General features: G+C 63.5%; 6 protein-coding genes. 5 read left to right on the top strand and 1 reads right to left on the bottom strand.

The window, feature by feature from the left end; all coding sequences use genetic code 11:
* Window positions 1-136: 136 nt before the first annotated feature.
* On the bottom strand, window positions 137-952 hold the full coding sequence (locus tag Q0K00_RS10275; RefSeq protein WP_297229228.1) for a PstS family phosphate ABC transporter substrate-binding protein: 816 nt from the start codon (window positions 950-952) through the stop codon (window positions 137-139).
* A gap of 252 nt (window positions 953-1204) precedes the next feature.
* Between Q0K00_RS10275 and Q0K00_RS10280 the strand changes: the two genes are divergently transcribed.
* From Q0K00_RS10280 to Q0K00_RS10300, 5 genes are all read left to right on the top strand, one after another.
* On the top strand, window positions 1205-1885 hold the full coding sequence (locus Q0K00_RS10280; protein WP_297229236.1) for a response regulator: 681 nt from the start codon (window positions 1205-1207) through the stop codon (window positions 1883-1885).
* Window positions 1886-1921: 36 nt separating this feature from the next.
* On the top strand, window positions 1922-3724 hold the full coding sequence (locus Q0K00_RS10285; RefSeq protein ID WP_297229230.1) for a cell wall metabolism sensor histidine kinase WalK: 1803 nt from the start codon (window positions 1922-1924) through the stop codon (window positions 3722-3724).
* Complete coding sequence (gene pstB / locus Q0K00_RS10290) at window positions 3721-4476, top strand: phosphate ABC transporter ATP-binding protein PstB (protein ID WP_297229231.1); 756 nt, start codon at window positions 3721-3723, stop codon at window positions 4474-4476. The genes Q0K00_RS10285 and pstB overlap by 4 nt, the downstream gene beginning before the upstream one ends.
* A gap of 513 nt (window positions 4477-4989) precedes the next feature.
* Window positions 4990-5676 carry a phosphate signaling complex protein PhoU gene (gene phoU, locus Q0K00_RS10295; RefSeq protein WP_297229233.1) on the top strand — a complete coding sequence of 229 codons (687 nt, stop codon included), beginning with the start codon at window positions 4990-4992 and terminating at the stop codon, window positions 5674-5676.
* 655 nt (window positions 5677-6331) lie between these two features.
* The gene (locus Q0K00_RS10300) at window positions 6332-7768 is read left to right on the top strand and encodes a DnaA/Hda family protein (RefSeq protein ID WP_297229235.1); all 1437 of its coding nucleotides are present in this window, start codon (window positions 6332-6334) and stop codon (window positions 7766-7768) included.
* Window positions 7769-8992 lie beyond the last annotated feature (1224 nt).

An 8992-nucleotide genomic window follows, 5' to 3' on the forward strand; every position in this document is an offset into this window, starting at 1 on the left:
GGGCGGGGGGGGGGGGGGGGGGTTGGGGGGCGGGGGGGGGGGGGGGGGGGGGGGGGTGGGGGGGGCGGCCGCCCGGCGCCCCCCCCCGGGGGGGCGTGCCTCCCTGCGCCCCCCCTCCTCAATACTGACAGTAGTTCTAGTGTTTCAGCGGCACATAGCCCACGGCGAGCACGTCCTTCTGTCCCTTGTCGGGGGCGAGGAGGTAGTCCACGAGCTGCTTCACGCCGTCGGCGGGCGCGCCGTTGGTGACGATGTAGAGCTCGCGGGCGATGGGCCATTCCTTGCTGAGGGCGGTCTGGGGGGTGGCCTTCACCTTGTTGACCGTGAGGCCCTTGACCGACTTGTCCAGATAGCCCAGTCCGATGTAGGCGATGGCCTGGGGATTCTTGGACACGGCCTGCACCACGGCCCCGTTGGACGCCTGCATGAGCGCGGCCGGGAAGACGCGGGTCTTGCCCATGACCAGCTCCTGCCAGCATTCAAAGGTACCGGAGGAGGTGTCGCGGCTGATGACCACGATCTTGCCGTCCTTGCCGCCGACATCCTTCCAGTTGGTGATCTTGCCCGCGTAGATGTCGGCAAGCTGGGCCATGCTGAGGTCGGCCACCGGGTTTTCGGGATGCACCACCGGCACGATGGCGTCCACGGCGATGGCCGTGGTGACCGGCTCGACGCCGTTCTTTTTGGCGGCGGCCATCTCCTTGTCCTTCACATGACGGGAACTCATGGCCACGTCGCACTGCTTTTCCAGCAGCGCCTTGATGCCGTTGCCGGAACCGCCGCCGGAAATGGTCAGATGCATGTCGGGATGGGCCGCCATGAAGGATTCGCCCGCCTTCTGCATGACGGGCAGAACGGTGGTGGAACCGTTGATGGTGATGTCCTGCGCCTGAGCAGGCGCGGCAAGGCAGCAGACGGTGGCCACAGCGGCCAGGATCTTACCGAACGACATGTTTTCTTCTCCTTTTGATCCATGATGGTTCGCGCCGGGAGCATCCCCGTGCACAGGCTCCTTCTCGCTTGTGCATGTTACAAAATGGCGTCATGCCGGCGACGCTTGGGCGACGATCCGCATTTTTCATTCAATATATTGAAATTAAAAGAAAAAATCAAAAACAGGGGCGATATCGCTTGTCACGGAATTGTAACCGTGCCATCACGATGATGGCGCAATGCCGCGCTTAACTGTCGCAACGCAAGGAGGCTGACCGTGGCGACCATTCTTATTGTGGAAGATGAGGCCGACATCCGCGAGCTGGTGCGTTTCCATCTGGAACGCGAGGGCTACGCCGTGCTGGAGGCCGCCGACGGCCCGGAAGGGCTGGAAAAAGCACAGACGCAGCTGCCGCAATGCGTCATCCTGGACGTGATGCTGCCGGGCATGGACGGTTTCGAGGTCTGCCGCCGTCTGGCATCCGGCGAGACCACGGCGCAGATCCCGGTGCTGCTGCTCACGGCGCGCGGCGAAGAGGTGGACAGGGTGGTCGGCCTGAGCCTCGGCGCGGACGATTATGTGGTCAAGCCCTTCAGCGTCCGGGAGCTCATGCTGCGGGTCAAGGCCATCTTGCGCCGTACCGAGCGGGGCAGCCGCGCCCCCACGCTCAACCGTAACGGCATCGTCCTGGACGGGGTGGCCCATTGCGTGAGCGTGGACGGCGAGATGATCAATCTCACGGCCACGGAGTTCCGCCTGCTGGAGGACCTCATGCGGCATCCCGGCGCGGTGCGGACCCGTGAACAACTGCTCAATACGGTCTGGGGCTACAGTTTCGAGGGCTATGCCCGCACGGTGGATACCCATGTGCGCCGCCTGCGCCAGAAGCTGGGCGACAAGGCGGACATGGTGGAGACCGTGCGCGGCGTGGGCTACCGTCTGCACGCCTGACAGGCGAGGACGTGCATAACCGTCAACAGGGATTTGATGATGAAACATCTCTGGTCATCCTTCCGCTTCAGGATCTTCTGCGCGGTGCTGGTGGTGGCGCTGGCATCGGGGATCATCGGTCTGTTTTCCGTGCGGGCCTTCCTGCACGCCGAGCAGGTGGATGATTTTCGGGAGAACATGCTGCGCCACACGCGGCTGGCGGCCTGCCTGCTGCAGGAAGCGCCGGATCTCGCGCAGGGGATGCGGCTGGTGGAAAAGAGTCTGGATGACTGGCCGGTGCGCTGTTCGGTATCCGACGCGCAAGGCCGCATCCTGCTGGAAAGCACCAGCGGCGTGCGTCCCGAAAGCATGGACAACCACAGCGACCGGCCGGAGATGCGTCAGGCCGCGGCCGAGGGCGCGGGTTTCGCCATCCGCCACAGCGCGACGCTGGGGCAGGACTTCGCCTATGCCGCCGCCGCGCTGGACGATGGCCGCATCCTGCGGCTGGCCCTGCCGCTGCCCGTGCTGGAGGACGCCATCTCCAACCGCATGAGCGCGCTCTTCCAGGTGGCGGCCGTGGCCGCTGTGGTGGCCGTGCTGCTGGCCGTGCTGCTGTCCGGCGCGCTGCGGGCCTCGCTGCGCTCCATGATCGATATGGTGGAGGCCATTTCCCACGGCAATTTCCAACGCCGCCTCTGCCGCCTGCCGGGCCAGGAATTCGCCCCGCTGGTGGAAGCGGTGGACCGCATGGCCACCAATATCGAGCGCGAGGTGCGCCACTCCGCCGATCAGGCGGCCCAGCTCGAGGCCGTGCTCGACACCATGAGCGACGGGGTGCTGGTGCTCGGCCCACAGGGGCAGATACGCCGGTGCAACGCGGCCCTTGTCCGCTTGTTCCCGGTGGTGGGGCGCCAGCTCGGCGCGCAGGTCATCGAGGCCATCCCCCATCCGGCCCTGCAGGAGGCCGTGGACAGCCTGCTGGCCGAAGAAGTGGACGACGAGACCCTGTCGGCACAGCGTCAGCTCACGCTGGAACTTACCTCCGGCGTCAGTCTGGCGGTGGTGCTCTCCCGCTCCGGGCTGGCCGAGGACAGGCTCGGTCTGGTGGCGGTATTCCACGATGTCAGCGCCTTCGTCCGGCTGGAGAAGGTGCGGCGGGACTTCGTGGCCAACGTGTCCCACGAGCTGCGTACGCCGCTCACCGCCATACAGGGCTCGGCGGAGACCCTGCTCGAACTGGAAGGGACCCCGCAGGAACGCCGCTTCGCGGAGATCATCTACCGGCACGCCTGTTCCCTCTCCCGCATGGTGGACGACCTGCTGCAACTTGCCCGGCTGGATGCCCAGCATGTGGGAGCGCTTGAGGACGTGGAGGTCTGCCCGGTGCTGGATCTGGTGCAGGGGCTGTGCCGCGGCCAGCTCGACAGGCGCGGCCTGCGGCTCGTGGCGCAGGTGCCCGACACCTGTACGGTGCGCGGCAATGGCCGTCTGCTCATGCAGGTGTTCCGCAACCTCGTGGAAAATGCCTCCCGCTACGCCCCGGAAGGCGGGGACATCCGCATATTCGCCCTGCCGGAAGGGGACATGTGGCGCTTCCGGGTGGTGGACGACGGCCCCGGCATCCCGCCCGCCGATCAGGGCCGCATCTTTGAACGCTTTTATCAGGTGGAACGGCATCGCAGTCAGGGAGGCACCGGACTGGGGCTGGCCATCTGCAAACATGCCGTGGAGCAGTGCGGCGGGAGCATGAGCGTCCGCAGCCCCGCCCCGGACGGCAGCACCTCCTTTGAATTCACGCTCGCCCGTGCCGGGGAAAGCGAACCCGACACCGATCCCGCCAAGGAAGAAAATGCATGAACCCCAGTCTTTCCGCCCGTCAAGTCAACGTGTTCTACGGCAAGCACCATGCGCTGCATGATGTGGACCTGGATTTCTTCACCGGCAAGGTCACGGCCCTGATCGGGCCGTCCGGCTGCGGCAAGTCCACCTTCCTGCGCTGCCTCAACCGCATGAACGATCTCGTGCCCTCGGCGCGGGTGGAGGGCTCCATCCTGCTGGACGGCAAGGACGTGAACACCCCGTCCACCGACGTGGTGGCCCTGCGCCGCCGGGTGGGCATGGTCTTCCAGAAGCCGAACCCCTTCCCCAAGAGCATCTTTGAGAACGTGGCCTACGGCCTGCGGGTCAACGGCCTGTCCGACCGCCGCCTCATCGAGGAAAAGGTGGAGACCTCCCTGCGGCGCGCCGCCCTCTTCGACGAGGTCAAGGACCGGCTGGGCGACTCGGCGCTGGGACTCTCCGGCGGACAGCAGCAACGCCTGTGCATCGCCCGCGCGCTGGCCGTGGAGCCGGAAGTCCTGCTCATGGACGAACCCGCCAGCGCCCTTGATCCCATCGCCACCCGAAAACTGGAGGACAGCGTGCAGGAACTCAAGGACGGGCTGACCATCATCATCGTCACCCACAGTATGCAGCAGGCGGCGCGCATCTCCGACGAGACGGCCTTCTTCTACATGGGCCGCCTCATCGAACACGGGACCACCGACGCCATATTCACCCGCCCGACCCAGAAACAGACCGAGGATTACATCACCGGACGCTTCGGTTAGGCCGTAGAAACATGGGTGCGGCTTGCTTTTGGGGGGAAGGGGACCCCCCGGCTCTGCTGTCGATGCCTGTAAGGCTCCTTCGTCGTCTAGAGCATTTTCAGTTTGCACCGCTTTGCGTTTCAAACCATACGGCCTGGTGTTTCGCGGAAAAAACGCGGTTTTTCCGCTTGGTTTGGGCCGGGCGGCGCTGTGCCGCCGCCTCGCATTTTGCCTTTTTCAAAGTCAAAATGCCCTAACAGGCACGGCCTGCGGCCGCCTTTCGGTCGCTTGCCGGCGCGCAAGGGGGTCCCCTTCCCCCCAAGCCCCCCATCCTTCCCCCAACGCGCTTTATTTGGGTGGATGGAGCGATGCGGAGGAGCAGCCGCTTTCCCGCGTCGGCAGTCCCCCGGCAGCGTGGGAGAGGAAAGGCGGAAAAGGGGAGCGGCGCGTTTTTTCAAGGGCCACCCCTTGCAGAGACAGTCATTTTGCGTGTGGGACCGCTTACCGGAAGCCCTTGCTTCAGGAGGATTTGTCATGAGACATCAGGAACAGTTTCCCGGACAGGCCATTGCCGGCCTGCGTACCCGTCTGCTGGTCATGAGCGCCGCGGTCGGCATCGCGCTCGACGAGAGCTTTCGCGCGCTCGACGAAAGGAGCCCGGCCCGCGCGGCGGCCGTCATCGACGGGGATAACGTCATAGACGATCTGGAAGACGAGATCGACGAGCAGGCCCTGTGCCTGCTGGCCCGCACCCAGCCCGTGGCCTGCGATCTGCGCTTCGTGGTGGGGGCGCTCCGCATGGTCGCTGATCTGGAACGCATCGGGGATGAGGCCGTCAGCATAGCCGAGCAGGCCATCCTCCTGCAGGATCTGGGGCAGCGTCCCGAGATGCCGGAAGAGTTGCGCCAGATGCTGCGCCGTACCCGCGCGGCCTTCGAGATGGCAGAGGAGGCCTTCCGCGGCAACGATGGTGAGGTCGCCTTGCGCATGGGCGACGAGGACGATGACGCCGTACAGAGCGAGGTGCTGGTCCTCCATCGTCTCATGGAGCGCCTCACCTCCCAGCCGGGCACGGACCCGCACTGGGTCATGCACTATATCCTCGTGGTGCACAGCCTGTCCCGCATCTGGCGTCGGGCCGTCAACGTGGCGGAACATGTGCACTTCATCACGCAGGGACAGAGCCTCAAGCATGGCGGCGATGCCTGCCGCGAGTCCTGAGTCCGACGCGTTTCCCTTCGCTTTCCCCTTCCCCTCCGGGCGGCCTTGTGCCGCCCTTTTTTGTTGTCCGTGACTGATGACGGCGGGGCGTTTCCCCGTCTGGAGGAAGCGCCTTGCCGGACAAAGCGGGCCGGTCGGTCGGAAAGGCGATGCGTTGGAGCATTTTCCGTTTGAAACGTTTCGCGCTCCAGACCATACGGCCTCTCGTTTGGCGGAAGAAGCGCGGTCATCCCGCCCGGTTTGGGCCGTGAGGCGCTGTCCGCCGCCTCCTGTTTTGCCGTTTTCAAAGGCAGAATGCTCTAGAAAAAAACAAGATTTTTTTTTCATCCCCCTTGACAGGCGCAGAGGCAGGACGGCCCTGCCTTATCGCGGATGGAAAGAAAAATGGAGAAAAAATGAAAAAAATAGAGAAAAAAAGAATGGTCATTGTTGATAAATTTCAACATCCCTTTATGTAAAAAAAGCCCGCGCCCCGCACCCATGCCGGATTATCAAGCATTTCCGGAACGATGAAAGGAATGGGGAAAAAGGAAAAAATCTATTATAACAGGATGTTATAAAAAATAGACTTGGGGAAGGGAAAAAAAGCCTTTGGGCATATCTGCGCGTTTTCTTCTCATTGCTCCCGTTTTGGCGCTTCGGGTATAGAAGCCCCATGCAGGAACAATGGCAGAAGATACGAAAAATCCTTGAAAATCTTATGGAAGCCGGCCCCTACAAGGTCTGGGTGGCTCCCGTGCAGGCGACCATCGAGGGAAGGACGCTCCGTCTTTCCACGGTGTCCGCCTTTGCGGCCCGTCGTCTGCGCGAACAGTTCGAGCCGCTGATCCGGGAAGCCGCTGCCGTTGTTCTTGAATGCGAGCCCTCCGCCCTGACGCTGGAATTTGCCGCGCAAACGGCCGCCGCGAAAGCGGCCCCCGCCCCGGCGCCCAGCGTTGAGGACGGCAGCGCCGCGCAGGCGCTCGCCGCCCCTGTGGCGGACATGCCCGCCGCCATGCCCGCGCAGCAGGGGCTGCTGCCGCTGGGGCTTGCGCCCATGCCCAAGGCCCGCCCGCGTTTCCGCTTCAGCTTCGACGACTTCGTGGTCGGCAGCAGCAACGAGATGGCCGTGGCCGCCGCGCGGGATGTCTGCAAGGCCGACGGCTTCGTGGAGACGCTCTTTGTCAGTTCCGCGCCCGGACTGGGCAAGACCCATCTGGCGCAGGCCGTGGGCCTGACCCTGCAGCAGGGCGGCGAAGGGGCCCGCGTGGGCTACCTGACCGCCGAGGAGCTGACCTCCCGTTTCGTGCAGGCCGTCCGTCAGCGCGATGTGGAAAGCTTTCGCGAGCAAATGCATCAGTGGGACGTGCTCCTGCTGGAAGATGTGCATTTCCTGCAGGGCAAGGAAAAGATCCAGGAAATGGTGCTCAATCTGGTCAAGAGCCTGCAAAGCCGCGGCGGCAGGGCCATCTTCACCAGCACCTTCACGCCGCGCGAGCTGTCCCGGCTGGACAGCCAGCTCGTTTCCCATCTCTCCGCCGGGATACTTGCTCCCATGGAGCGCCCCACGCAGGAGATGCGGCGGGAGATCCTGCAACGCAAGGCGCGCAGCTTCCAGGTCATGCTGCCTGACGAAGTGGGCGAACTGCTGGCCGGTCGCCTGAACGGCGATATCCGTCAGCTGGAAGCCTGTCTCAACAATCTGGCGTTCAAGGCGCGTCTCCTCCACAAGCGCATCAGCCCCGAAATGGCCCTGGAAGTGCTCCAGCAGTTCGCCGGGGCCGAGACCGTCCCCGACTGGGACGACATCGTGGCCCTCGTCTGCAAGATCTACGGCCTGAGCCTGCGGCAGCTCGAATCCCGCTCCCGCCGTCAGGAGTGCGTCATGGGCCGCAATACCATCTTCTATCTGGCCCGCAAGCATACCGACCTGTCTCTGGCCGAGATAGGGGACCGCCTCAACCGCACCCATTCCTCCGTCATCAAGGGCATCACCAGTCTGGAACGCGAACTCGCCCGCGAAAGCAGCAAGGGACGACAGATCGCCCGCGCCCTCGATCTCATCGAACGCAACGCCGGTCTGAACGCCGCCCCGCGCGCCGCTTCGGCGTAAAGTTTTGTGGGGGAAAGGGGGGACTTTTTGCAAAAAGTCCCCCCTTTCCCCCACGCCCCCTTTCCCTCCCAAAAACTCTACCGGGGAGGCTGACAAGGCGTCGTGACACCCTGTCCCGCACTTCGACCGCAGGTCCCCCGGCGGCATGACGGGAAATGTCCCGTGGCTGCGGGAGCAAGGGAGCTTTGGGGAGTTATTTTTTTCCGCGAAACGTCAAGCCATAGAGCATGTTGCCATTGAAAAAGGCAAAATGCGAGGCGGCGGCACAGCGCCGCCCGGCCCAAACCGAGCGGAAAGACCGCGTTTTTTCCGCGAAACGACAGGCCGTATGGTTTGGAACGCGAAGCGTTCCAAACCGGAAATGCTCGAGGAGAAGAGCCACAGATACACGCTGCCGCGCTTTGGTGAGGTCCGAGGAGACTTGCCAAGTCCCCCGCAAGAGAGATAGAAAAAAGGGAACCCCGGCTCCTGCTGGACACAGAAACCGGGGCCGGCACGGCGCGGTCCGCGTCCCCGTGCACGGCTACCAAACGCGAGTTACGTTTTACGACCCCGACCCACCGCGAATGGGCCGGGGTCAACCGCTATCTGACGTCGGACGCCAGAAGCAGGACAAGGGCCATTGCGACGAATAGAGCGAAAACGATCTTCCGCATGGCAAGCCCTCCTTTCTCCGTTTGCGCCGTGCCGACGCTCAGGCCAGAGGGTAGCCGCGCATGATGTTTTTATCCGCTTTGTCCTTGCCTCTCAAGATAAAGCAATCCCACATTGAAAATGTGGATTGCTCCGGTAGTCGCGAGAGCGATTACCCGCAACCGAACACACGGAAAAACCACGCTTTTTCCGTAGTGTGAGGGCAGCGTCAGCATGGAGATTGGACACGATTTCCATGCGAATCCGTTTTAGAGCGGTCATTCCCGGTCTGTTGTGAAATTGCCGAGCCTGTTTGGAGCGTCTTGCCCTTGAAAAAGGCAAAAGGCGAAGAAAGGCGGCGGCGCGCCGTCCGGCCCAAACCGAGCGGGATGAGCGCATTTTTTCCACGAAACGGCAGGCCGTACGGTGAAAATGCTTTATGGCGTTGCCGGGGGACCATCGGTCAAGGGATGGCCTGCCGGGAAACGTCAGCCTGTCATCTTCCAGAGTAAGGTTTTTTGAAGGATGGATGGGGGGCGCGGGGGGAAGGAAGGGGACTTTTTTGCAAAAAAGTCCCCTTCCTTCCCCCCG

Origin of the sequence: uncultured Desulfovibrio sp. (assembly GCF_944327235.1) — a bacterium.
Classification (GTDB): domain Bacteria; phylum Desulfobacterota; class Desulfovibrionia; order Desulfovibrionales; family Desulfovibrionaceae; genus Desulfovibrio.